Here is a 23127-nt window from a genome sequence, read left to right as displayed (position 1 = left end):
ATTATCGAAATTCACATAAACCTAATTCAGCCGGCTCGGCAGCGAGCAAGACCTGGCTGTGGATAAAGTGGTGTGGGCTTCTCGGCAAGTAATGACGGAGCATAGTAAGCACCGCCGAAATCGGTTTATGCCCCTGCCGGTACTCCTCGATAAGCTGGGCCAGTTCAGCCCGCTCTTCCCGGCTTAAATAGCCTTTTAAATGCCCCTGGCTGTGCATCAGTGCATTGGTTCGATCCTTGCGCGATGCATGTTGGGAGAGAATATCCATAATCCGCCCACGAATTTCATAAGCGAACTCTTCGGGGGTCACCGCACGAGAGTTGGAAACAAACTGACCCAAGGCACGGGTCAGAGGCTGGCTATGGGCTAACAAGAGGTACTTATAAGCGGTGTAAAACTCAATAACTTTAGCGGGTCGAGGATCCGGCGATACATAGCGATGCCAGGCATCGTAAGCAAATACTCGGGTTAAAAAGTTCTCGCGAATATCGCTGGCATTCAGTCGCCCTACCTCCTCCATAGGGAGGTGGGGAAAATTCTCTCTCACACGCGCAGCAAATAGACCTGCCGAATGCGCCAGTACACCGCGACCATCTTCTTTGTAATGGGGGGTCGTACGCACACCGCAGCTGGGAGACTTTTGCATCAGGATAAAACCGCGCAACTGCTCGACCTCCGGACTTATCTCGTCTGCGTAAGCCTCAAGGTCCTCTGTCACATCGATATTGGTGTCATCGCGCCCAACTGCGCGCAGGCGATCACTGACAATCAGGTGAATTGGCGGGCGGGGCACTCCCAAGCCTATTGCCACTTCCGGGCAGTAAGCTTGCAGATCAAAGCAATTACCCAGCAGCTGAGTGCAGACTTTGCTGTGCTTATGGCTACCGTTATATCGAACTGGATCACCCACGGCACAGCGGCTGATACCAACAGGAATCTTATGCGGCAGGAATTGAATATTCATAGTCACAAGGTGTGCAGGTAATGGCCTACCTTTTTTATAGCCTGCCACTAAAACTTATACAAGATCTGCCCTTGTATAAGTTTTTAAAAGTCTCTTGCAAGGTAACCGTGGCTTGCGCAAATACAAACCAAAGCTACAATGCAAAGCCGCGTTCATTCCGAGTTTTAGCGCTGCGCGCACTCTTATCGCCAGTCCCCGGTCTGCGATGCGGCCCATACCTCCCGGAAAGTACGGATTAGCTCATGATTCCAGCATTGCGCGAAGTCGACGAGGTTCAGGCGCTCTATTTGCAGTTCTTGCAGGAACTGAAGGACGCAGGTTTCCGTGGCGATACCACCCCCAGTTATGCCAGCCGCACGGTTCTGGCTACCGATAATTCGATATACCAGGTCCTCCCTCAGGCTGTTGTCTATCCCCGCGACAATCGCGACTTGCAGCTGCTCGCCGAGCTGGCTGACAGGGAGGAGTTTCACTCGGTAGTGCTATCTCCCCGTGGCGGTGGTACCGGAACAAACGGCCAGTCCCTGACCGATGGACTGGTTGTGGATATCTCCCGCCATATGAACCAGATCCTCGAAATCAATGTTGAGGAGCGCTGGGTCCGGGTACAGGCCGGTGTAGTCAAAGACCAACTGAACGCAGCACTAAAACCCCACGGCCTCTTTTTTGCTCCGGAGCTTTCCACCAGTAACCGGGCCACCATTGGCGGCATGATCAATACCGATGCTTCGGGCCAGGGTTCATGTGTCTACGGCAAAACCCGCGATCACGTGCTGGAGTTACACACCGTATTAATAGGCGGTGAGATTTGGCGCTCGGCCCCGATCGACGATGAGGAGCTGGCACAAGTTAGTGTCGGGGATAAACGCTCTACACAGGTTCACCAAGTCTGTGATTCTATCGCGCGTACAAAAGCAGAATTAATCACAGCAAAGTTTCCCAAGCTCAACCGCTGCCTCACCGGCTACGACCTGGCTCATATTCGCGACGATAAAGGCTTTAACCTCAATAGTGTTCTCTGTGGCTCAGAGGGAACCCTGGGTTTTATCGCCGAGGCAAAACTCAACCTGTTGCCAATCCCCAAATGTGTCGCTTTGGTCAATTTAAAGTATGACCATTTTCAAGAGGCGCTGCGCGACGCCAAAGACCTGATGTTGGCCGGTCCCATGTCAATCGAGACGGTGGACAGCAAAGTGTTGCAGCTGGCGATGGAAGATATCGTCTGGCACAGCGTCAGTGAATTTTTCCCAGCGGATGATCGCCCGGTCAAAGGCATTAATTTAGTCGAGTACGCCGCCGACAGCGAAGAGGAATTGGAGCAGGCACTGGCCCAATTTACTGCTCATATTGATGAAGCTATTGGCCAAACAGGTAAAAGTTTCGGTTATTCCATTGCCCGAGGCCACGCCGAGGTCAATCGAATCTGGGCCATGCGCAAACGGGCCGTGGGCTTACTGGGCAATGCCCAGGGAGAAAAACGCCCAATTCCCTTTGTCGAGGACACGGCAGTGCCACCGGAAAACCTGGCGGATTTTATCGCTGAGTTCCGCGCGGTATTGGATGAGGCCAATCTCGACTACGGTATGTTTGGCCATGTCGATGCGGGCGTGCTGCACGTGCGCCCGGCAATTGATATGAAAGACCCCCAGCAAGCCGCACAAATTCGTCCGATCACTGATCAGGTGGTCGCCCTCACACAGAAATATAAGGGCCTTTTGTGGGGGGAGCATGGGAAAGGTGTCAGGTCTGAATACGCACCGGAATTTTTTGGCGAGCTCTACCCAGAGCTGCAAAAAATCAAAGCCGCCTTCGATCCTCGCAACCAACTCAATCCGGGGAAAATAGCTACTCCCAGTGATGACAGCCAGCTGCTGAAAATTGACGAGGTATCCACCCGAGGCAAGCGGGACCGGCAAATTCCCGCCCAGGTCTGGGAGGGCTATGAGGAAGGTGTGCACTGCAACGGCAATGGTGCTTGCTTTAACTGGAATCCCGACGATGCCATGTGCCCTTCCTACAAGGCCACTCGCAACCGTATTCACTCTCCCAAGGGGCGCGCCTCTTTAATGCGCGAATGGCTGCGATTGCTCAGTGAAAAAAATGTCGATGCGGTCTCCAGTGCCCAGCGCCTGCGGGAGCGCTCCTTTTTTGTAGGACTCCCCAAGCGCATTATCAATTCCCTGGCAAAAACCCGTGGCGAGTACGATTTCAATCACGAAGTTAACGAGGCAATGCAAGGCTGCCTGGCCTGTAAATCCTGTGTTGGGCAGTGCCCGATAAAAGTGGATGTGCCGGAGTTCCGCAGCAAATTCCTCGAACTCTACTACAGCCGCTATTTGCGTCCACTAAAAGATTACGCCGTCGGTGGGCTGGAATTCCTGATGCCACACCTGGCCAAGCTACCTCAGTTATACAACTGGCCACTAAAACTCAAGCCAGTTTCCTTCCTGATGGAGCGCCTGCTCGGCATGGTGGACAGCCCACTGTTATCGGAAAAAACCTTGAAAGCGACTATGGCGGAACTGGGTATACCTGTCGCCAGTGCCGCCTGCCTGGAGTCCCTGGGTCCGGCACAGCGCAGTCGTGCAGTGGTAATTGTGCAGGATGCTTTTACCAGTTACTTCGATGCCCAAGTGGTTGCCGATATCGTGCGCCTGCTAAAGCAGCTCGATTTTGTCCCCATGCTGGCGCCCTACCGCGCCAACGGCAAACCCCTGCATGTGCACGGTTTTCTGCGCCAGTTCCAGAGGGTCGCTGAATTAAACAGCCAGATGCTTAACGACCTCGCCGCCAGCGGTATTCCCCTTGTGGGCATCGACCCCTCAATGACCCTGACCTATCGCTCGGAGTATAAAAAGCTGATGGGCGATGAGGCACCCAAGGTCCAGTTGTTGCAGGAATGGCTGGCTTCCCAGCGGGAGCACCTGGAACAACAGCGCCACCGCATAGAGCCCGCCAGCTTCCAGCTTCTGCCCCATTGCAGTGAACAAACCAATGCCACCGCCTCAGTAAAAGACTGGCAAAATGTTTTCACAGCCCTGGGTCTGGAACTCGCTACCGAGAGCCTCGGCTGCTGCGGTATGGCCGGTACCTATGGCCACGAAGCAGATCACAAAGAGACCTCACGAGTCATTTTCCAGCAATCCTGGGCGCCCCGATTGAACAGTAGCGAAAACCAGTTGGCCACCGGCTATTCCTGTCGTTGCCAGGCCAATCGCTTTGCAGGCGTATCCTTGCGCCATCCGCTACAGGGGCTACTGGCACAACTGGATAAATAGGCATTTACTGACGTAAGGGGCCCATATCTCCGGGTCTCTTACTGTCCACCCAAAGTAGCCTGCGGGAAGTGCCTATGCACAAACATCTCTCAAACCTGCTCATGCTGTTTTATGCACTGCTTGGCATCGCCGTATTGCTAGCAGCAATATCCATAAGCTCAAACTCCGGGAAACAACAATTAGGGCACCATCTATCCCAGGCCCAACACTCCCTGGCATTGGTTACTGAGGCTGAAACCTACGCCCGCACGGGCAACTACGCCGACGCACTGCCACTTTACGAAAAGGCCATCTCCTCACTGTCCGACTATCCGGATCAACAACAGGCCCTGCGCTACCGCTACGGCATTGTGCTCAATGCATTTAGCGCCCAAGCGCGACCTGACCTCTACCCCCTTGCCCGCGCACAGTTCGAATCGGTCCTCAATTACCTGGATGAGGGCGCGGTGCTACCGCAGTCCACCGCGAGAGTGCGGTCAGCCATGGCACACACTTACCATCAGCAAGCAGCAACGGAGAAGGAGCACACTCAGCGAGCTCATCTTTTACGCTCGGCTTACCTTCTATATAAGAGTGCAATCCAAGGCCTGCGCGAACAGGCGGAATGGCAGAACCTTGCCATCACCTATTTCAACCTGGGGCAAGTCTGTGAATGGCAGGGTAATCTGGAGGAAGCCATCATCTGGTTGGAAAAAACAGTGAAGCTGGACATGCAGCACAAGCTGCCGGACCTACAGGAAGACAGTGACTACCTATCCGCATTGCGCAGCCAGGTGGAACCGATACTGGAAAACCCCGAAACCGCGCTGTAAGTACTGGGGATTCCCTGCACTTTTTAATGTGACGCACCGGTTTTTCCGCTAAAACCCGCTGTTTTTTGTCATATCAGCAATATATGGAGAAGAAGTCACAAATAATTTATAAGGAATTTTTTACTGTTCCAGTCATGCTAAGCAATGCCCTCCACCACTCCTAGCACGACTCTTTAGAATGACATCGCTGTCACGCAATTTTTCTCTTTTGAAACCATTTACCAAGGAGCTGGGTTCTATCCGGCCATTTCCTTCTGTACAAAATATATACAGCGCGATTTTATTGTTCTTTATATCTGAAAATTAAGCCATTTTTTTATTTTCTGTAAATAACCCGCCAATTCATACGGCTTTTCTCGCTTTGCAGGAAAAAGTTGATACCTCAGGAATCGCCGGTAATATAGCCAGCGTTGATTAAATATTAATCAACGATTTCCAAACAAACTTGGAAATTTCACAAGCAGCCCTTGGCTTGTGACCATTTATGACCTGGAGGTAATGGGACATGATGAAACAGACTCTGCGAAATACTGCCTTTTTTATTGCTGCCTTGCTCGCTATCGGTGTAAGCGTTAATGCCTCAGCAGCACTTAAGAAAACCATGATTGTTGACGCAACTGCTTACAACTCTGTACCCGGACAAACTGACAGTGATCCCTGGGTAGCAGCTTGGAACAACCGCCTGCGCCCCGGTGACAAAATTATCGCCGTATCCCGTGACCTGGAAAAACACGGTCTGACTAACGGCGCCAAAGTTAAAATTGAAGGTCTGCCTGGTACCTATACCGTGCGCGACCGTATGAACAAGCGTTTTACTAATCGAATCGATGTTTGGATGGAGAAAGACATTCGGAAAGCCCGCGCCTGGGGCAAGAAAAAACTGAAGATTGTTTTTGAACCCGTAAAGTAATTAGACCTAATTTCAACAGAGCTTGTGACCCCGCCCTCCAGCGGGGTTTTTTTATTGTTAAAAAATTTATATCTAATCCACCCAAAAGCAATCAAGGTTCCATCTCCATTAAAAATCCTTCTAGCTCTATACAATTTGAATTTCCGATATAAAACAGGCTCGGCTGCTGGTTTTCGGTATAGCGATGTTTTAACCCATCCTCGCCGATTAATATTAAGTATTCTGATTTTACCCAGCGCTCACCCTCCCTGTATTCCGTTAGCCATAAAAGCGATGGCTGCCCCTCGTGACAGAGCCCATAAAACATGCGGGTTTTTTCCACCAGTTTCTTGGTCATGTAATCTAGATAGCGGCCGGGATAGGTATAGCGATCAGCCTCAATACCAATTTTCTCTGGGTTTATCCCCATATCGGCGCGGCCAACCCTCTGTATATAAATTGCCAGGTTCTCGTCGCAATCGAGACAATGGCGCCCGGCAACAATGGCATAGCCACTCAATTCGGAGATAAGTCGGGCTTCTTTCAGGTCAGTGGTGAGCAGCTGTCGATTGGAAAGGCGGATGCTCTCTGCGGATACCAGTGGACTTAATACAGTCACCAGCAGAATAAGGTAGCGCAGGTTCATGGGGAGGGTAACCGCAGGTTAGGTAGTACCGCCGGAGACCTGGATTCCACCATTGTCTCGCGGCGGCACTGTGATTGGGTGTGCTGTTACACAGTCGCGATTCCCTTCTCACATTAACCATAGCAGTTTGAACAAATGTCAGCCGACTTTTGCCACAACTCCCGCTGGGAATTGCCAGTCAGCCGATTCATTCTGCAGAGGGCTTACCAGCTGCCATCGGCTTCCTGAACTGGCCCAACAAAGGTAGCGATCCCCTCCTCTTTAAGAGCATCGAGCGCTTCATCCAGCGCTTCCCGCTCAGTCTCAAACGCGTCTTCCCAAACGGTTGAGTTGTTGTGTTCATCGACGATTTCAAGCAGCCAGCCGCCCTCACCATCTTCATAAATATCGATCTGGACGGAAACCTCGCCCTCCCGATAGATCTGGCTCAACTCCGACTCTTTCGGTGCAAACTCTTCGCCCATGGGATTCGCCTCGCTGTGACCTTGAAATTTCGGCCAGAACTTTGACAACTTGCGGCCCGACGGTCAACTACAAATCCCTTTTCTTGCAGATGCGGACCGCCTGCTTACTGTACGACAAGCTCCTTTTTTTGCGATAAAATGCGCGGCGATTTTTTCTGCTCCGGATTTGCGATCCGGCCCGCAACTGAGGAAGTACCATGAACCAATTTGTTGTCTGTGCACTGTATAAGTTCGTTACCCTTGAGAACTTTGAAACGCTTCGCGCCCCACTGCTGGAGGTGATGCAAGAAAACAGTGTTCGCGGCACCCTGCTGTTGGCCCAAGAGGGCATCAATGGCACTGTAGCCGGCTCCCGCGAAGGTATCGACGCGGTATTAGCCCATTTGAAGTCAGACGAGCGCCTCGCCAACCTGGACTACAAAGAGTCCATCACCCAGGCAATGCCCTTCCTGCGCAGCAAAGTGAAGCTAAAGAAAGAAATTGTCACCATGGGTGTAGAGGGCATTGATCCACTGCGCACCGTCGGCACCTATGTCAAACCCAAAGACTGGAATGCCCTGATCAGCGACCCAGAGGTTGTTGTCGTGGACACCCGCAATGACTATGAATTCCAGGTTGGTACTTTCAAGAATTCCATCAACCCGGAAACTGAAACTTTCCGCGAGTTCCCGCAGTACGTAAAAGAGAATATGGACCCGGCCAAGCACAAGAAGGTCGCCATGTTCTGCACCGGCGGTATCCGCTGCGAGAAGTCCACAGCCTATATGAAAGAACAGGGCTTTGAAGAGGTATATCACCTCCACGGCGGTATTTTGAAATACCTGGAAGAAGTCCCAGCAGAAGAATCCCTGTGGGAAGGCGAGTGCTTTGTTTTCGATGAGCGGGTGACAGTCAACCACAACCTGGAACGCGGTAAATATGATCAATGCAATGCATGCCGCATGCCCATCACTGAGGAAGACCAGCAATCTCCCCTGTTCGAGCAGGGTGTAAGCTGCCCGCACTGCCACGACAAGGTGCCTGAAGCTGACCGAGCCCGTTTCCGCGAGCGCGAAAAGCAAATTCAGCTGGCCAAACAGCGCGGTGAAGTACACATTGGCCAGGACGCCCGCGCGCAAACTGTCTCCCGCCGCGAGCAAAAGAGAGAGGAGCGCCGCCGCCAGGCTGAAGCCCAACAGGCGCGCAACCAGCAGGCCTAACTCCTCCCCTAGAGAGCAAGAGGCTGAGGTACAACCTTTATCTGGGCTAGCCAGGCCTCTGCCTCAGCCTCCACAACGAACTCCCTAGAACTGAGCCTGCACAGGCAGGAGCCATGGCTGGGCAGCGGACAGGTCCAGCGCCCTCGCGGGTGTAACACCGCGATAAATGCCCGTCTCAGTACGGGGTTCTCAGCAATAAAGTAAATAAACTTCTGGTGTTCCTCCAGTGTGCTTTTGCTGCGCGCATAACGCAGGTCGAGTAGTACACGTAGGGGTTTTCGGTGGCGATACTTTTCCACCAGTAGTGCAATGGCTTCTATTTTGTCCTTATATCCCACCGGACCAAAAAAAAGCACACGCGCTATTCCACCCACCGGCCGATAGCTAATATGAAAATTCATTGATAACAGCACCCGTGCGCTTGTCTTTTTTATTTTTATCGACTACAGCTTCCGCAATGCCTCTTTTTATTGTCTTACCTGTATTGAAAACGCGAAATAAGGCAGACTTTTTTCTCGTACACTCCTGATATTTACTTCTACCTCAACGGCAATCCAACATCCGTATAAAGGGTTTGACGTTTGTCGGCGAAAATACTGCACCTGTAAACCCGTTTTAATACCCTCAGCCCCAACTACACTTAATAAACGACAAAAAACCTGCAAATACTGCCACCTAAAAATCATAAGCGGTCTATATCGCAAAAAAATATCGGCTTTATGATTTTTAAAACAATAAGTAACTAGTACGATCAAAATACCCCTGTTTTTTACCAGGTAATTCTGTGAAATATTTTGAAATTTCTAATTTACCCAGGGCGCGACAGAAGTGGGCTATCGCTAAAAGGAAATCTGTACCATAAAACAAGGAACAAACTAGTACGGCTTACTTCAATGAGGGACACCGGGCTGCATCAATATAGAAATATTGGAGCCCGGTAAAAACAGAAAAACAAAGAAAATTATTTCTTTGTGATCAATATCGCGAATGGGTTCAACTTATTTCGATTTCCGGCATATCGCTGTCATCACTGCTGTTTAACCAGATCTGGGCAGCAGCCTTGCGGGCAATTTCGCAATAAAAACCAGCAATTTCACTATCTGGATCGGAAATAACACTCGGCTGTCCGCTATCCACATCGGCGCGGATTTTCTGTGCCAGCGGAAGCTCTCCCAGTAAATGGGTATCGTACTCTGCAGCGATTCGCTCACCGCCACCGGTACCGAAAATTGGCTCGCTGTGACCACATTTGGAACAAGTATGCAGCGCCATATTTTCCACAATACCCAGCACAGGTACCGATACCTTGCGGAACATCTCCACGCCCTTAATGGCATCTTTTAGTGCCAGGTCTTGAGGGGTAGTTACAATTACCGCACCGGCCAAGGTAGTTTTCTGTGCCAGCGTCAATTGAATATCCCCAGTACCCGGGGGCATATCCACAACCAGGTAATCAAGCCCATCCCGGCTTTCCCCCCACAGGGTTTGACTGAGAATCTGGTTGAGCGCGCCGCTGGCCATAGGCCCGCGCCATACCGCTGGGGTCTCCTCGGTCATCAGATACCCCAGAGACATTGTCTCTATTCCGTGAGCCTCTACCGGCACAAAGAATTTCTGTTCTTTCACATGCGGGCGCTGGTCTTCAGTTCCTAGCATGGTGGGCAGGCTCGGGCCGTAGATATCAGCATCCAACAAACCAACCCGGGCACCTTCCGCCGCCAGGGCCAGGGCCAGATTGACCGCAGTCGTGGACTTGCCAACCCCGCCTTTGCCCGACGCCACGGCAACAATATTTTTTACCTTCGCCAGAGTTTCTGGCGCCCCGGAAGTCGGCGTAGCGGGAATATCGCTGAACAGCTCAAACTGCAACTTGGAGCCTTTGAGGGGCCCGGCTTTCAACAGCGGCTGGCAGCTTTCCTCTACTCTCTGGTGCCAGTCTGCCTCCTGGCTCGCACACGGATATCCCAGGGTAATCCCGGCGAAAACAGTTTCGTCCTCATACCCAACTTCAATTTCTGCGTCCAAATCATCCAGCGGCAAGCCACTGGCAGGATCATGCAACTGGCCGAGGCACTCCGCCAGTCGCTCCAGTTCAGCCTGAACTTCCTGTGACAGCTCGTCATGATCGTGATGATGATCGCTCACGGTATCTCCCTCTCAGCGCTTCTAGATTGGCTCGCATTGTGTCGGATGACGCGGCCTAACACCAGCCACGGCAGCCAAACAAGGATTCACATAAGCCAGCTTGATCCCTCCACGACATAGTGCAAATCTGCTATATTCCGCGGTCTTTTGACGATCTTCGGCCCACTCTCCGTGAGTCCCTGGCCGCAACCCCACAGCGATGGAAAAACCGATGTCCGATACGCGCAACATTCTCGTCACCAGCGCACTGCCCTATGCCAATGGCTCCCTACATCTGGGCCATGTGCTCGAATATATCCAAACCGATATTTGGGCCCGCTTCCAGCGTGCGCGCGGCAATAACTGCCTGTATATCTGTGCCGACGATGCTCACGGCACTGCAATTATGCTGAAAGCTGAACAACTGGGCCTGACCCCGGAACAGCATATCGCCAATATGCAGGCAGAACACGAGCGCGACTTCGCCGACTTCCTAATTGGTGTGGACAACTACCACTCCACCCATTCAGAGGAAAACCGCGAGCTGTCGGCAATGATCTACCGCCGCCTCAGCGAAAACGGCCACATCGCGTCGCGCACTATTACCCAGGCTTTCGATCCAGAGAAACAGCTTTTCCTGGCGGATCGCTATATCAAGGGAACCTGCCCCCGCTGCAGCACGCCCGACCAGTATGGTGATAACTGTGAAGCCTGTGGCGCCACCTACAGCCCTACCGAACTGATCGATCCGGTATCAGCGATCTCCGGCGCCACTCCGATAGAAAAGGAGTCAGAGCACTTCTTCTTTACCCTGCCCGCATTCACCGAGTACCTGCGCGAGTGGACTCGCTCCGGTACCCTCCAGGATGAAGTGGCCAACAAGCTGGCCGAATGGCTGGAAGAGGGTCTGCAAGAGTGGGATATTTCCCGCGACGCCCCTTACTTCGGTTTTGAAATTCCCGATGCGCCGGGCAAATATTTCTACGTGTGGCTCGACGCTCCCATTGGCTATATGGCCAGTCTCAAAAACTACTGCGACAGCAAAGGGCTGGACTGGCAGGAGTACTGGAAAAAAGACAGCGACGCCGAGGTCTACCATTTTATCGGCAAGGATATCGTCAACTTCCACGCACTCTTTTGGCCAGCCATGCTGGACTCAGCGGACTTCCGCACCCCCAACAAAGTTTGCGTACACGGCTTCCTTACCGTAAACGGCAAGAAGATGTCCAAGTCCCGCGGCACCTTTATCAATGCCCGCAACTACCTGGATCACTTGAGCCCTGAGTATTTGCGCTACTACTTCGCCGCCAAACTGACCGGTGGCGTCGATGACCTGGATCTGAACCTGGACGATTTTATCGCCAAGGTGAACTCTGATCTGGTGGGTAAAGTAGTCAATATCGCCTCTCGCACCGCCAAGTTTGTCAGCAAGTCCGGTGGCAAGCTGGCCGGCGAACTGGCCGACGAACAATTGTGGAACCAATTTGTAGAAGCGGCTCCACGAATTGCTGAGTATTACGAGCAGCGAGAATACGCCCGCGCCATGCGCGACATTATGGCTCTGGCCGACGCCGCCAATGCCTGGATCGCCGACAAGGCTCCCTGGTCCCTGGCCAAGCAGGAGGGCACCGAAGCTGAGGTTCTGGCTATTTGCTCCCAGGGTGTGAATATGTTCCGCGCCCTGATCACCTGGCTCGCCCCGGTATTGCCCAACACTGCACAAAAAGCGGCGGAGTTCCTCAACAGTGAGCTGGATTGGAACAGCGCAACCAAACCGCTGACAGATCACGAAATCAAGAAGTTCAAACCGCTGCTGCAACGGGTTGAGAAAACCCAGGTAGATGCGGTTATGGATGCGGCTGCGGAATCCCTGGCCCAGCTACAAGCGGAAACCAAAGCTGCTACCGGCCCTCTGGCGGAGGACCCCATTGCTGAGGAAATCCAGTTTGATGACTTCGCCAAAGTAGACTTGAGGATCGCCCTGATCGCCAAAGCTGAGCATGTTGAAGGCGCCGGTAAACTGCTGCGCTTAACCCTGGATCTGGGCGGCGAAACCCGCCAGGTATTTGCCGGTATTAAAAGCGCCTACGCCCCTGAGGACCTGGAAGGTAAGCACACCGTTATGGTCGCCAACCTGGCGCCGCGTAAAATGCGCTTTGGTGTCAGTGAGGGTATGGTTCTGGCAGCAGGTCCCGGAGGTAAGGACCTGTGGATACTGGAGCCCCACGAGGGCGCCAAACCCGGTATGCGCGTAATGTAATTTTCCTGCGCTAACGCAGGGAAACTGCAATCAAGCCGGCACACACCAGCCCCACTCCCAGCAGCTGGGGCCTGTGTGCCGGCTCCTTGAGTAACCAGACCGCCAAGCCCACGCCCAGGGGAATACTCAACTGCCTTAGGGCAACTACATAACTCACATTTTCAGTCATTGTCATCGCCAGCAGTACCAGGCCGTAAGTCGCTCCCATCATGGCACCGGTCAGGGCCCCGACCTTCAAATCCCGAAAACTTTGGATCAATGGCGCAGTGCCACTCTGACCCAAGCACCCCAGAAGCAGCCATACACCACAGGCAAGAAACTGCATCCCCAAATAGCTGTAGGCCAGAACAAGCGCAGGGATAGTGCCTCCCGCAGTATCCCCCAGGTAAATCAGCGCCCCTTTATCTGCCAGTGAATAGCCCACAGTGCCAATGGCTGCGACCAGCGCCCAGGCGCAGTCCGCGCGCCAATAAGCTCTCCAGTGCCACTCGCGGAAATACACCAACGGTACCAGCAGGCAGCCAATTGTCACCAACAGCATTCCCACCCAGGCGAGTGGAGGTAGCGATTGCCCCAACAATACCGTTGCCAGTGCAACCAGCAATACCGGCAATGCTCGAGCAACGGGATAGACCAATCCCATATTGGCTCGCTGGTAGGCGAGGGATAAGCCCCCCATATAAATCATTTGAAAAAAACCACTACCGATAAGGAGGATCCAGAAACTTCGCGGGAGCGAATCAACCTGATATAGCAACCAAAAATTTAGCGGTAAAAGAAAAATTCCAACACTGAGAGTCGCGATACAGAAAAAAGCGGGAGTTGGTGTGCGGGACTTCCCCAGTAAATTCCAACCCGCGTGTAGAAATGCAGAAATTAAAACAAGACTGGCAGCGGTAAACGATATTCCCATAGAGGCCCTCTTCAATTGCGACAGAAAGGCCCCGACAAACCAACCGTAGCCACGAATATGCGCAGTTAAGGCCGCTGGCCAGCAAAGTTTTGCATTCCTTCTTCACTGCCGTAGCATGTCCACCACACTGCAAATCTATCGAGGAGATGTCATGCGCGGCGTATTTCTGGACACTTTGACAATGAAGCTTGAGGAGCTGGATACCTCGGCCCTAACAAATAGTCTAGACCAGTGGGACTTCTATGAAACGACTCCCGCCGAAAAAGTCGCGGAGCGAATCGCCGAGGCCGAGGTGGTAATAACCAATAAAGTCATAATAAGCCGCACATTATTGGAGCAGGCCAGCAAATTAAAAATGATTTGTGTTTGTGCAACCGGTACAAATAACATCGATCTCGCCGCCGCACAGGAATTAAATATTCCGGTGTACAACGTTAAAGGTTATGCGGGGGCTTCTGTACCACAGCACACTCTTGCCCTGATCCTGGCTCTTGCTTCCAAGTGGCACCGCTATCACAACGATGTTTTTGCCGGACGCTGGAGCCAATCTACAATTTTTTGCCTGCTCGATCACCCAGTGGTTGAACTCGCAGGAAAAACACTCGGTATCATTGGCTTTGGTGCCCTCGGGCAGAAGGTGGCCAAACTGGGGGAAGCCCTGGACATGCGGGTACTGGTGGCTGAATCATTTAGCGGCACACCCGCTGAAGGCAGGACGCCACTGCAACAATTGTGTGCAGAGTCCGATGTCATCAGTCTGCACTGCCCGCTCACAGAAGAAACCGATCAGCTGGTAGACGAGCAATTCATCGCCGCGATGAAACCCGGCGCACTCCTGGTCAATACGGCTCGGGGCGGGCTGGTAAATGAACAGGCACTGGCGGATGCTTTGCGCAGTGGACACCTTGGGGGGGCGGCACTGGATGTCCTCAGCCAGGAGCCCCCACCCGCCAGTCACCCACTATTGGACAGAGATATCCCCAATTTGATTATCACCCCCCACAACGCCTGGATCAGCCGTGAATCACGCCAGCGCCTACTCAACGGCGTCGTAGAGAATATTGAAACCTGGAAAAGTGAGAGTACCAGCCATCCATAAACAACTCGCTTTTATCTAACCCAAGCCATCTCAGGCATCTGCCGGTCCGAGGACTAAGCCCCTCTGTGAACCCAGGCCGGCTTTTGCCGTTTGAAACCACGACCGGGCCCGAACAGCTGCCAGCCATAGTCCAAGATCAGTAGCAGAGACAGGGACTTTTTTCTGCAAAAATCGAGTGAAAAAAACCCCCTTTTTCAAGTGGGAATTACCACGCGGGACTATAGACTTCCTCGGCAATTAAACCCCGAGAGGAGAAACCTGATGGCAACCGCAAGATCTCCACATACGAACTCCAGTAGGGAGAAGCTGCAACAGGCCTATAATCTTGCTGGAGAGGCCGCTTCACAAGCTGCTGGCAGCTTGAAAGAGAGGGCCCGGACCTCTGTAGAGTCCCAGAGACAACGTGCCACCGATGTAATGGAAAAAGCGGAGTCCTCACTTCGGGAGCGCCCCATTCTCGCTGTTGGCTGTGCATTTGTTGTTGGCTGGGCAATTGCGAAGCTCTTTAAGTAACGCTGCTCTCTTTTTTTCGACTGGTAAGGACACCCCCTGATGGGCAATGAAAAAAAGTCCCAAGCGTCTGGCGAGAATGCCGATTCCGCTGCGCAGGAGCGCAGCCCGGATCAGTCTTCACCTTCTCCCTCAGGGAAAGACTCTGATGGAGAAGGTGAAAATAGCCTTGAAGCTACCCTCGCTCGCGCCGAGGCAACACTGACCCTACTGACTGCCTGGTTGGCTAATATTCAAAAGCTATTCCAGTTGGAGTTGGATAGAACAATTGCAGCCGGCAAGCGTATTGTTGCCCTGCAACTGATGTTACTGCCTCTAAGTGCGGCCCTCATCGTCAGTCTCTGTGGAGGCGTTGGGCTGATTGCCTACTATTTTTCCCAGTCTATTTATTTGGCATTTCTGGTATTTATTCTTATCCAGGTCGCTATTTTGGCGGGAGCTATCGTTTATCAAAAGAAGCTGGTGCCCCTACTGGGTTTTGAAGAGACCAAGCGACAAGTTAAAGAGGCTTTAAACGATGTCACTGAAGTCTTTAAATAAACAGATCGAACTATGTAGTCGAGACACGGAGCGACAACGGCTCAGTGTGTTGGCAATAGTAAATCGACAACAGCAGGACGTTCAGCAGCGTTTACAGGGAATTCCCCTGCCACTGGTTTTAGGTCTGGCTTTAATCGCCGGCTTCGCGGTGGAAAAATTATGGCAATTGCCCCGCACCTCACAGGTGGTTCAGTTTATGCTGTCTATGAGGCCTTTTTAGCCGGCGCTACTCTTTATATAAATATTAATTCAACGGCCACTTCTAAAAAGAGGGGCACCGGAAAATAACCATAGAAAATAGATACTGGCACATCCTTGTGCCAGCCTTACCCATTAATACCCTGTATTAATCAACATCCTTATCGGTCACTTTATCTTGGGTGTTATTGTCAAAGTCACCGGCGCTGTGGCGCTCATGTAGTTGTTCGCTGGGCTCACCCCAGATTCGATTGACCATTCGTCCGCGCGTTACCGCTGGCCGCTCTGCAATTTCCCCCACCCAACGATTGAGATTTTTATAACTCTGGGTATCGAGAAATTCCGCCGCACTATAAGCTTCATTGCGCACCAGAGCCCCATACCAGGGCCAGATCGCAATATCGGCGATGGTATAAGTCCTTCCCGCCACATACGGATGCTTTGCCAGCTGTTGGTCCAATACGTCCAACTGGCGCTTTACTTCCATAGCAAATCGGTTGATCGGATATTCATATTTTTCCGGTGCATAGGCATAAAAGTGTCCAAAGCCTCCCCCCAGGTAAGGGGCCGAGCCCATCTGCCAGAAGAGCCAATTCAAAGCCTCGGTGCGCTGCTCGGGCGTATGAGGCAATAGGACATTAAACTTTTCTGCCAGGTAGAGCAGTATGGAGCCACTTTCAAATACCCGGATTGGTGGCGTAGTGCTGTGATCCACTAAGACCGGAATCTTGGAATTTGGGTTTGCCTCAACAAAACCACTGCCAAACTGCTCTCCTTCAGTGATACGGACTAAATGGGCATCGTATTCTGCTCCCTCAAACCCGAGTTCCAATAACTCCTCTAACATCACCGTCGCTTTAACCCCGTTCGGCGTAGCCAAAGAATAGAGCTGCATCGGGTGCTGCCCCTGCGGCAGCGCTTTATCATGGGTCGCACCCGCTACCGGCCGATTGATACTGGCAAAAGCGCCCCCGCTTTCCTTATCCCACTGCCAAACCTTGGGGGGAGTGTAGGTTTCGTTCGACATTAAACTGCTCCAACTGAATTTAAGGTTGCTCTCAAGCAAAAACACGCATGCCGCGTCAATATACTGTATTGCCTCTACCCCACGCTTATCACCAAGTACCAAACTGGGTTACCCATCTTGTACCTATCGTTTCAAATTGGCAAAGATACTGCAAATAGTATCCACAAAGGCCTCCACCTTTACTCCAAGTGGGGTCCATTTGATCCAGAGGTGGCCCTTTGTCGGCCCTTTTCCCCTGCCACCCTCCTCACGAGTTGAAGCCCCCAAGCGACTCAACCATAATAGCCGCCCTGCGCGGCATTCGACGGTGCTCACAAGGAAGGTGCTAGTCTCACCTTAACCCTGCCGACGCCATTGCCGCTGTTCGCGCCACTCCGCCCTAGGGCTTTAACCGGACCTGTTATGACCGAATTTGCCGTCATTCTGCTCAGCACCATCTTGGTCAATAATTATGTGTTAGTGCAGTTTCTCGGCCTGTGCCCGTTTATGGGAGTTTCCAATAAACTGGAGACCGCTGTGGGTATGGCCGGCGCTACCACCTTTGTACTTACTTTGGCCTCTATTTGTTCATACCTGGTCAACACCTATCTGTTGGCCCCCTTTGGTATTGAAGATCTTCGCACCATCTCATTTATTCTGGTGATTGCTGTTGTCGTACAGTTCACGCAGATGTTTATCCAGAAGACCAGCCCCTTGATGTACAAGGTGTTAGGCGTTTTTCTACCGCTGATCACTACCAACTGTGCCGTGTTGGGTGTCGCTCTACAGAACACTATGAAAGCGCACACTTTTATACAGTCCACTCTTTACGGATTTGGCGCAGCAGTGGGTTTCTCCCTGGTATTAATCTTGTTTTCCTCGATGCGCGAGCGCCTCTTTGCCGCCGATGTCCCGCTGCCATTTCGCGGCGCCGCAATCGGTATGGTCACTGCCGGACTGATGTCACTGGCATTTATGGGCTTTAGCGGTCTGGTATAGGATTTCGATATGCTGGACTGGATTTCACAAATTTCTTCTCCCCTACTGGTGCTCGGTGGCATGGCATTGGTATTCGGTGCCCTGCTGGGTTTCGCCGCCGTTCGCTTCCGGGTGGAGGGTGACCCGCTCGTTGAGCAGGTCGATGCCCTGTTGCCACAGACTCAATGTGGCCAGTGTGGCTACCCCGGCTGTCGCCCCTACGCAGAAGCGATAGTGCACGGCGATACCATCAACAAGTGCCCCCCCGGCGGGCAGGCCACTATCAATGAGTTGGCCAATCTGCTGGATATAGAGCCCATGCCGTTGGACGCCGAGCACGGTATTGAAGATGTAAAAAAAGTGGCATTTATCCGCGAGGCAGAGTGCATCGGTTGCACCAAATGTATTCAGGCCTGCCCGGTAGATGCCATTGCCGGCGCCGCCAAATATATGCACACGGTAATCACCGATGAGTGCACAGGGTGTGACCTTTGTGTCGAACCCTGCCCCGTTGACTGTATCGATATGGTTCCCCTGGAAACCGCTTTACAGGATTGGCATCCACACAAGCCCAGCGATAGCTCGGCGCTGATTGCCAGCGATCGCCGCACTATTCAAGAACATACCGGGGGAGGCGCGGTTTGAACCCCGTAGATAGCAAGACCAAGCAAAGAGAGGCCGTTCAGGAGAGACGCGCAGCCCGCGAGGCACAACTAATTGCCAGTGAAAAAGCGCGCGAGCTGCGCCCCAACGACTTCCCCGGCGGAGTGCACCCTCCCGAGAACAAACACCAGAGTACCGGTGAGCCTATAGGAGTGATCCCCCTCGCCGAGGACTTGATCGTACCACTGCTACAGCACTCCGGTACCACCGCCATACCGCTGGTGAACCTCGGTGATAAGGTATTAAAGGGGCAAAAGATTGCCGAAGCCGACGGTTTCATTAGCTGTCCAGTGCATGCTCCCAGCTCCGGCAGGGTTATGGCCATTGAACCCTATCCAGTACCCCACCCTTCGGGTCTGCTGGAGGACTGCATTGTCATTCGCACAGACGGCGATGATGCCTGGTGCGAACTCACCCCGTGCGAAGATTACCTTCAGGTTTCACCGATAGAGCTTCTGGATAAGATCCGCGACTGCGGTATTGCCGGCATGGGCGGTGCAGGGTTTCCAACCGCTGTGAAGCTAGACCCTCACGGCGGCGCCGAAATTGATACTTTGATTATCAATGGCACAGAGTGTGAACCCTATATCACTGCCGACGATATGCTAATGCGGGAGCGTGCCGACGAAATTATCGCCGGCGTGGAAATTCTTGCCCATATCCTCGACCAGCCCGAACGGGTATTGATTGGTATCGAAGACAATAAGCCCAAAGCTATCCGCGCGATGCGCAAAGCTGTCGAAGGCACTCGATTCGATATCGTGGTATTCCCCACAAAGTATCCGTCCGGCGGCGAAAAACAGCTGATTCAAATCCTTACCGGCCGAGAAGTGCCCAACAAAGGGCTACCGGCTAACGTGGGGATTGTATGCCAGAATGTCGGCACTGCTCGCGCGGTATATCGCGCGATTCGGTTTGGCGAACCCCTGATCAGCCGAGTGACGACTGTTGTCGGCAAAGCGCTGGAGCAGCAGCGCAATATCGATGTACCTATCGGCACTCCCATAGAACATATCCTCAAATATCACGGTGTCCATCGCGGCCTGATGCAAAAGGTGATCATCGGCGGTCCGATGATGGGTTATACGATTGACGATCAACGCGCCCCAATCGTGAAAACCACCAACTGCCTACTGGTACCGACCCATGAGGAGCTACCGCCAGCACCGGTGGCCCAAGCTTGTATTCGCTGCGGTTTTTGCGCAGAGGCATGCCCGGCTTCCCTGCTACCGCAACAACTCTATTGGTATGCCCGCGCCGACGAACGGGAGAAGCTACAGGCCTATAACCTGTTTGACTGTATCGAGTGCGGTGCCTGCTCTTACGTCTGCCCCAGTACGATTCCCCTGGTTCAGTACTATCGCGCTGCCAAAGGCGCAATTCGCACTGCTGAAGCGGAAAAAGAGAAGTCCGATCGCGCACGCGATCGTTTCGAATTCCGCAAGTTGCGCCTTGAAAAAGCTGAAAAAGAGAAAGAAGCAAAACGCGAAGCCCGGCGCAAAGCCGCTGAACAAGCTCGCCAGCAAAGGGAACAAAACCCTGAATCTCCGACAGCCAAAGCTGAGAAGCAGGAAGCAGATGTTGTTGCCGCCGCCCTGGCGCGAGTTAAGTCCCGCCAGGAGGACCCTAAGCAGCTTTTAGCCCGCGCCCAGCGTACTTTCTCCAGTGCCGAGAGCCGGGTGGAACGCATGCGTAACAAACTGGAAGCTGCCGATGAGAGCCAGCGCGACCAATTGGCAGCGCAACTCAAGGCTGCTGAAGTGAAATTGCAGGAAGCACAACACAAGTTGACCCTTGCCGAACGACGCGCCGATAGGGATACCACCCGGGAGCCCAACCAGGAAGAAACCAGTGCAGCTGTGCGGGCAATTACCAAAGCCCGTGCCTCCGCAGAGGCGCGGGCCCAGATGAGTGACGCCGACAGACTTGCTGCAGATATCGAAGCACTACGCAAGCGCGTCGCCAAAGCTGAGACTCGCCTGCAAAAGGCTCGTGATGAAGATGATGCCAATCTGGGCGCATTCGAAAGTGCCCTGGAGAAGCTACAAAAGAAACTGGAAGACAAAATGCGCGAACAACAAGCAGCACAGGACGGAAAGCAATAATGTCTCTGATGCGCGCCACCTCCCCTCACGCCCGTTCCGGCAATGACACCACTAAAGTCATGCTACAAGTCGCCGCGGCCACCATACCCGGTGTGCTGGCGATGGTGATTTATTTCGGTATCGGGGTGCTGATCAATATTGCCCTGTGCACAATCACAGCGCTTCTGTGTGAAGCAGCGGTAATGAGATTGCGCGGCAGGCCGGCAGCATTCTATCTGCGGGATTGCAGTGCTTTTGTAACTGCACTGCTGCTCGGTATCGCGCTTCCAGCCTACTGTGCCTGGTGGCTGCCGATAGTGGGCACTGCGGTGGCAATTGTCCTGGCCAAGCATCTTTATGGCGGCATGGGGTACAACCCATTTAACCCCGCAATGGTGGGCTATGTTGTCCTGCTGATTAGTTTCCCGGTAGATATGACCCGCTGGGTGGGAGCTGCAGAGGTTATTGGCGGGACACCCAGCCTGGAAGAAGCCTTCTCTCTGGTAATCGGTAGCTACAATGTCGATGGTTTTACCCGCGCTACACCGCTGGAAATCGTGCGGTTAAACGAGTCAGTGCTTCTCTCCCAGCTCTATGAAATGGAGCCGGTCCTCAATAAAGGCACATTTGCTGGAGTCGGTTGGGAAACCGTCAGCTTCGGATTCCTGTTAGGTGGGCTGTTCTTATTATTTCGCGGCATTATTACCTGGCATGCTCCGGTTGCCATGCTCGCCACCCTCACTCTGATTTCCCTGTTTTTCTACGACAGCGGCAGTTCCTTGTCAGAGGGATCCCCCGTACTGCATTTATTTTCTGGGGCCACCATGTTTGGGGCCTTCTTTATTATTACCGACCCTGTCAGCGGTGCCACCAGTAACCGGGGCCGCCTGATTTTTGGGGCCGGTGTTGGGCTGCTCACTTATGTAATCCGGGCCTGGGGCACTTACCCCGATGCGGTGGCTTTTGCTGTATTGCTGATGAACTTTGCAACACCAACCATTGATAACTACACGCTTCCACGGACCTATGGCCACAAGGGCTCCCGCCGCGCTACCGACCTGGAGGAGAGCTGATGCTTAAACAGTCAATGGCCTCCAATGCCGCCGTTCTCACTCTTATCGCCCTGGTCACTGCAGGTACACTCGCAGTGACCCAGATTACGACTAAAGAGCCGATTGAGAGAGCTATCCGGGAAGCTTCGGCGAAAGCACTACTGGAAATTATCCCATTGGAACGCCACAGTAATGACATGTTGGTAGACACCTATCCAATTCCAAAACCTTACTGGAATCAGCTAGGCCTACAACAAGGTGGAGATATCAATCTCGCGCGGGAAGAAGACGGAAAAGTCTCCGCAGTCATTGTGCCCGCAGTCACACCGGATGGATATTCCGGCCCGATAAAAATACTCGTTGGTGTGAATCGCGATGGCACCATTGCTGGCGTCAGGGTGACAAGCCACACAGAAACTCCGGGGCTGGGCGATAAAGTCGAGCTGAAAAAAAGTAACTGGGTGCTCCAGTTTGACGGCCTGTCACTAAAAAATCCGCCCTCAGCCGATTGGAAAGTACAGAAGGATGGCGGTGTTTTTGATGAATTTACTGGCGCAACAATTACTCCTCGCGCTGTTGTCAATGAAGTACACCAAGTGCTTGAGTTTGTAGCCCAGCACCACGAACAAATATTTAATGCGCCAATGTCCAAGCGAGCAGTAGAGATTGAGAACTCTGAAATCGACTCGGAACAAGTACCTGCGGCGGTTGAGGAGCAGAACTGATGGCAACTCCCGGCTACACAGAAATCGCCCAAAATGGGCTGTGGAAAAATAACCCCGCGCTGGTGCAATTGCTTGGCCTCTGTCCCCTGCTGGCGGTCACCGGTTCCGTAGTGAACGGCATCGGCCTCGGCTTGGCCACTACCGGAGTTCTCACCTGCTCAAACCTTGCGGTCTCCCTGATTCGACGACAAATTCCGGATACTGTCCGTTTACCAGCCTCCGTTATGATCATCGCCACCTTCGTTACCTGCGTTGAGCTATTGATGAAGGCTTATACCTACGAGCTTTACTTGGTACTAGGTATTTTTATCCCGCTAATCGTAACCAACTGCGCGATCCTGGGACGAGCAGATGCTTTTGCCAGTAAAAACCCCGTGCTTCCGTCCCTGGCAGATGGATTTATGATGGGTATAGGTTTCACTGCAGTACTCATCGCCATTGGCGCAGTCAGAGAAATTCTTGGCCAAGGCACGCTATTTTCAGATATGGATTTGTTATTTGGTTCAATGGCAAAAGATTGGGGTATTTCAATTTTTGGCAGTGACTATCCAGGCGTTCTTGTTGCCGTGCTTCCTCCCGGTGCGTTCCTTGTCGCCGGCTTATTGATCGCAGCAAAAAACGCCATTGATATCGGTATTGAGAGACATAAAAGCCAGAAAGTTAAGATCATTCCAGGCTCAAAGCGCGTACGTGTTACCGGAAAAATCTCTTAAGATAAGCAGC

Annotated in this window: 22 protein-coding genes; 15 read left to right on the top strand and 7 right to left on the bottom strand. The window is 52.7% G+C overall.

Annotated features, from left to right (window positions below; translation table 11 throughout):
- Position 1: 1 nt before the first annotated feature.
- Complete coding sequence (locus ACJJIE_RS20415; RefSeq protein ID WP_108731802.1) at positions 2-964, bottom strand: YbgA family protein; 963 nt, start codon at positions 962-964, stop codon at positions 2-4.
- A 242-nt stretch (positions 965-1206) separates the two neighbouring features.
- On the opposite strand from ACJJIE_RS20415, the gene ydiJ reads away from it, so the two are divergent.
- The 3 genes from ydiJ (at position 1207) to ACJJIE_RS20400 (ending at position 5964) form a co-directional block, all read left to right on the top strand.
- Entirely contained in the window at positions 1207-4242 is a 3036-nt protein-coding gene (gene ydiJ, locus ACJJIE_RS20410) for a D-2-hydroxyglutarate dehydrogenase YdiJ (RefSeq protein WP_444892797.1), read from the top strand.
- A 74-nt stretch (positions 4243-4316) separates the two neighbouring features.
- On the top strand, positions 4317-5054 hold the full coding sequence (locus ACJJIE_RS20405) for a tetratricopeptide repeat protein (protein ID WP_282934256.1): 738 nt from the start codon (positions 4317-4319) through the stop codon (positions 5052-5054).
- 505 nt (positions 5055-5559) lie between these two features.
- Positions 5560-5964 carry a 3D domain-containing protein gene (locus ACJJIE_RS20400; RefSeq protein ID WP_444892796.1) on the top strand — a complete coding sequence of 135 codons (405 nt, stop codon included), beginning with the start codon at positions 5560-5562 and terminating at the stop codon, positions 5962-5964.
- Positions 5965-6055: 91 nt separating this feature from the next.
- On the opposite strand, the gene ACJJIE_RS20395 is transcribed toward ACJJIE_RS20400, so the two are convergent.
- Positions 6056-6589 carry a hypothetical protein gene (locus ACJJIE_RS20395; RefSeq protein ID WP_282934257.1) on the bottom strand — a complete coding sequence of 178 codons (534 nt, stop codon included), beginning with the start codon at positions 6587-6589 and terminating at the stop codon, positions 6056-6058.
- 203 nt (positions 6590-6792) lie between these two features.
- Positions 6793-7053 carry a hypothetical protein gene (locus ACJJIE_RS20390; RefSeq protein WP_108731798.1) on the bottom strand — a complete coding sequence of 87 codons (261 nt, stop codon included), beginning with the start codon at positions 7051-7053 and terminating at the stop codon, positions 6793-6795.
- A 197-nt stretch (positions 7054-7250) separates the two neighbouring features.
- Here ACJJIE_RS20390 and trhO point away from each other — a divergent pair, with 197 nt between their 5' ends.
- A complete protein-coding gene (gene trhO / locus ACJJIE_RS20385; RefSeq protein WP_444892795.1) occupies positions 7251-8252 on the top strand; it encodes an oxygen-dependent tRNA uridine(34) hydroxylase TrhO in 1002 nt (333 codons plus the stop codon).
- A gap of 8 nt (positions 8253-8260) precedes the next feature.
- Here the strand turns inward: trhO and ACJJIE_RS20380 are convergent, their stop codons facing one another.
- Complete coding sequence (locus ACJJIE_RS20380; RefSeq protein WP_444892794.1) at positions 8261-8653, bottom strand: hypothetical protein; 393 nt, start codon at positions 8651-8653, stop codon at positions 8261-8263.
- 592 nt (positions 8654-9245) lie between these two features.
- Positions 9246-10397: an iron-sulfur cluster carrier protein ApbC gene (gene apbC, locus ACJJIE_RS20375; RefSeq protein WP_413664391.1), complete on the bottom strand. Its 1152-nt coding sequence runs from the start codon at positions 10395-10397 to the stop codon at positions 9246-9248.
- A 211-nt stretch (positions 10398-10608) separates the two neighbouring features.
- Between apbC and metG the strand changes: the two genes are divergently transcribed.
- A complete protein-coding gene (gene metG / locus ACJJIE_RS20370) occupies positions 10609-12636 on the top strand; it encodes a methionine--tRNA ligase (RefSeq protein ID WP_282934262.1) in 2028 nt (675 codons plus the stop codon).
- 10 nt (positions 12637-12646) lie between these two features.
- Here the strand turns inward: metG and ACJJIE_RS20365 are convergent, their stop codons facing one another.
- Complete coding sequence (locus ACJJIE_RS20365) at positions 12647-13549, bottom strand: EamA family transporter (protein ID WP_282934263.1); 903 nt, start codon at positions 13547-13549, stop codon at positions 12647-12649.
- Between the two features lie 151 nt (positions 13550-13700).
- On the opposite strand from ACJJIE_RS20365, the gene ACJJIE_RS20360 reads away from it, so the two are divergent.
- From ACJJIE_RS20360 to ACJJIE_RS20345, 4 genes are all read left to right on the top strand, one after another.
- Positions 13701-14648: a D-2-hydroxyacid dehydrogenase gene (locus tag ACJJIE_RS20360; RefSeq protein WP_282934264.1), complete on the top strand. Its 948-nt coding sequence runs from the start codon at positions 13701-13703 to the stop codon at positions 14646-14648.
- Between the two features lie 261 nt (positions 14649-14909).
- The gene (locus ACJJIE_RS20355; protein WP_282934265.1) at positions 14910-15161 is read left to right on the top strand and encodes a hypothetical protein; all 252 of its coding nucleotides are present in this window, start codon (positions 14910-14912) and stop codon (positions 15159-15161) included.
- A gap of 39 nt (positions 15162-15200) precedes the next feature.
- Positions 15201-15698, top strand: a complete 498-nt coding sequence (locus ACJJIE_RS20350) for a hypothetical protein (protein WP_282934266.1) — start codon at positions 15201-15203, stop codon at positions 15696-15698.
- Positions 15676-15918, top strand: coding sequence for a hypothetical protein (locus tag ACJJIE_RS20345; RefSeq protein ID WP_282934267.1), 243 nt, complete (start codon positions 15676-15678; stop codon positions 15916-15918). The genes ACJJIE_RS20350 and ACJJIE_RS20345 overlap by 23 nt, the downstream gene beginning before the upstream one ends.
- A gap of 126 nt (positions 15919-16044) precedes the next feature.
- Here the strand turns inward: ACJJIE_RS20345 and yghU are convergent, their stop codons facing one another.
- Entirely contained in the window at positions 16045-16923 is an 879-nt protein-coding gene (yghU, locus tag ACJJIE_RS20340; RefSeq protein WP_444892793.1) for a glutathione-dependent disulfide-bond oxidoreductase, read from the bottom strand.
- 402 nt (positions 16924-17325) lie between these two features.
- Between yghU and rsxA the strand changes: the two genes are divergently transcribed.
- The 6 genes from rsxA to ACJJIE_RS20310 all read left to right on the top strand — a co-directional run bounded on the left by rsxA (position 17326) and on the right by ACJJIE_RS20310 (position 23117).
- Entirely contained in the window at positions 17326-17901 is a 576-nt protein-coding gene (rsxA, locus tag ACJJIE_RS20335) for an electron transport complex subunit RsxA (RefSeq protein ID WP_108731788.1), read from the top strand.
- A 9-nt stretch (positions 17902-17910) separates the two neighbouring features.
- Positions 17911-18525 (top strand): electron transport complex subunit RsxB, encoded by a 615-nt coding sequence (rsxB, locus tag ACJJIE_RS20330; RefSeq protein WP_444892792.1) that lies wholly within the window; start codon positions 17911-17913, stop codon positions 18523-18525.
- Positions 18526-18596: 71 nt separating this feature from the next.
- Complete coding sequence (gene rsxC, locus ACJJIE_RS20325) at positions 18597-20648, top strand: electron transport complex subunit RsxC (protein ID WP_282934587.1); 2052 nt, start codon at positions 18597-18599, stop codon at positions 20646-20648.
- Positions 20648-21700 carry an RnfABCDGE type electron transport complex subunit D gene (locus ACJJIE_RS20320; RefSeq protein ID WP_282934269.1) on the top strand — a complete coding sequence of 351 codons (1053 nt, stop codon included), beginning with the start codon at positions 20648-20650 and terminating at the stop codon, positions 21698-21700. Before rsxC ends, ACJJIE_RS20320 begins: the two co-directional genes overlap by 1 nt.
- Positions 21700-22404: an electron transport complex subunit RsxG gene (gene rsxG, locus ACJJIE_RS20315; protein WP_413664384.1), complete on the top strand. Its 705-nt coding sequence runs from the start codon at positions 21700-21702 to the stop codon at positions 22402-22404. The genes ACJJIE_RS20320 and rsxG overlap by 1 nt, the downstream gene beginning before the upstream one ends.
- On the top strand, positions 22404-23117 hold the full coding sequence (locus tag ACJJIE_RS20310; RefSeq protein WP_282934271.1) for an electron transport complex subunit E: 714 nt from the start codon (positions 22404-22406) through the stop codon (positions 23115-23117). Before rsxG ends, ACJJIE_RS20310 begins: the two co-directional genes overlap by 1 nt.
- Positions 23118-23127 lie beyond the last annotated feature (10 nt).

This window comes from Microbulbifer maximicatervae (SeqCode) (genome assembly GCF_052467325.1).
This window is presented reverse-complemented; position numbering and strand designations above follow the sequence as displayed.

Excerpts from the sequence above, each read along its gene's own strand:
- rsxB (WP_444892792.1), top strand. The coding sequence starts at position 17,911 with ATGCTGGACTGGATTTCACAAATTTCTTCTCCCCTACTGGTGCTCGGT.
- rsxG (WP_413664384.1), top strand. The coding sequence starts at position 21,700 with ATGCTTAAACAGTCAATGGCCTCCAATGCCGCCGTTCTCACTCTTATC.
- ACJJIE_RS20395 (WP_282934257.1), bottom strand. The coding sequence starts at position 6,589 with ATGAACCTGCGCTACCTTATTCTGCTGGTGACTGTATTAAGTCCACTG.
- metG (WP_282934262.1), top strand. The coding sequence starts at position 10,609 with ATGTCCGATACGCGCAACATTCTCGTCACCAGCGCACTGCCCTATGCC.
- ACJJIE_RS20350 (WP_282934266.1), top strand. The coding sequence starts at position 15,201 with ATGGGCAATGAAAAAAAGTCCCAAGCGTCTGGCGAGAATGCCGATTCC.
- ACJJIE_RS20355 (WP_282934265.1), top strand. The coding sequence starts at position 14,910 with ATGGCAACCGCAAGATCTCCACATACGAACTCCAGTAGGGAGAAGCTG.
- ACJJIE_RS20380 (WP_444892794.1), bottom strand. The coding sequence starts at position 8,653 with ATGAATTTTCATATTAGCTATCGGCCGGTGGGTGGAATAGCGCGTGTG.
- ACJJIE_RS20390 (WP_108731798.1), bottom strand. The coding sequence starts at position 7,053 with ATGGGCGAAGAGTTTGCACCGAAAGAGTCGGAGTTGAGCCAGATCTAT.
- ACJJIE_RS20415 (WP_108731802.1), bottom strand. The coding sequence starts at position 964 with ATGAATATTCAATTCCTGCCGCATAAGATTCCTGTTGGTATCAGCCGC.
- trhO (WP_444892795.1), top strand. The coding sequence starts at position 7,251 with ATGAACCAATTTGTTGTCTGTGCACTGTATAAGTTCGTTACCCTTGAG.
- ACJJIE_RS20365 (WP_282934263.1), bottom strand. The coding sequence starts at position 13,549 with ATGGGAATATCGTTTACCGCTGCCAGTCTTGTTTTAATTTCTGCATTT.
- ydiJ (WP_444892797.1), top strand. The coding sequence starts at position 1,207 with ATGATTCCAGCATTGCGCGAAGTCGACGAGGTTCAGGCGCTCTATTTG.
- ACJJIE_RS20310 (WP_282934271.1), top strand. The coding sequence starts at position 22,404 with ATGGCAACTCCCGGCTACACAGAAATCGCCCAAAATGGGCTGTGGAAA.
- ACJJIE_RS20345 (WP_282934267.1), top strand. The coding sequence starts at position 15,676 with ATGTCACTGAAGTCTTTAAATAAACAGATCGAACTATGTAGTCGAGAC.
- rsxA (WP_108731788.1), top strand. The coding sequence starts at position 17,326 with ATGACCGAATTTGCCGTCATTCTGCTCAGCACCATCTTGGTCAATAAT.
- yghU (WP_444892793.1), bottom strand. The coding sequence starts at position 16,923 with ATGTCGAACGAAACCTACACTCCCCCCAAGGTTTGGCAGTGGGATAAG.
- ACJJIE_RS20400 (WP_444892796.1), top strand. The coding sequence starts at position 5,560 with ATGATGAAACAGACTCTGCGAAATACTGCCTTTTTTATTGCTGCCTTG.
- ACJJIE_RS20320 (WP_282934269.1), top strand. The coding sequence starts at position 20,648 with ATGTCTCTGATGCGCGCCACCTCCCCTCACGCCCGTTCCGGCAATGAC.
- ACJJIE_RS20405 (WP_282934256.1), top strand. The coding sequence starts at position 4,317 with ATGCACAAACATCTCTCAAACCTGCTCATGCTGTTTTATGCACTGCTT.
- ACJJIE_RS20360 (WP_282934264.1), top strand. The coding sequence starts at position 13,701 with ATGCGCGGCGTATTTCTGGACACTTTGACAATGAAGCTTGAGGAGCTG.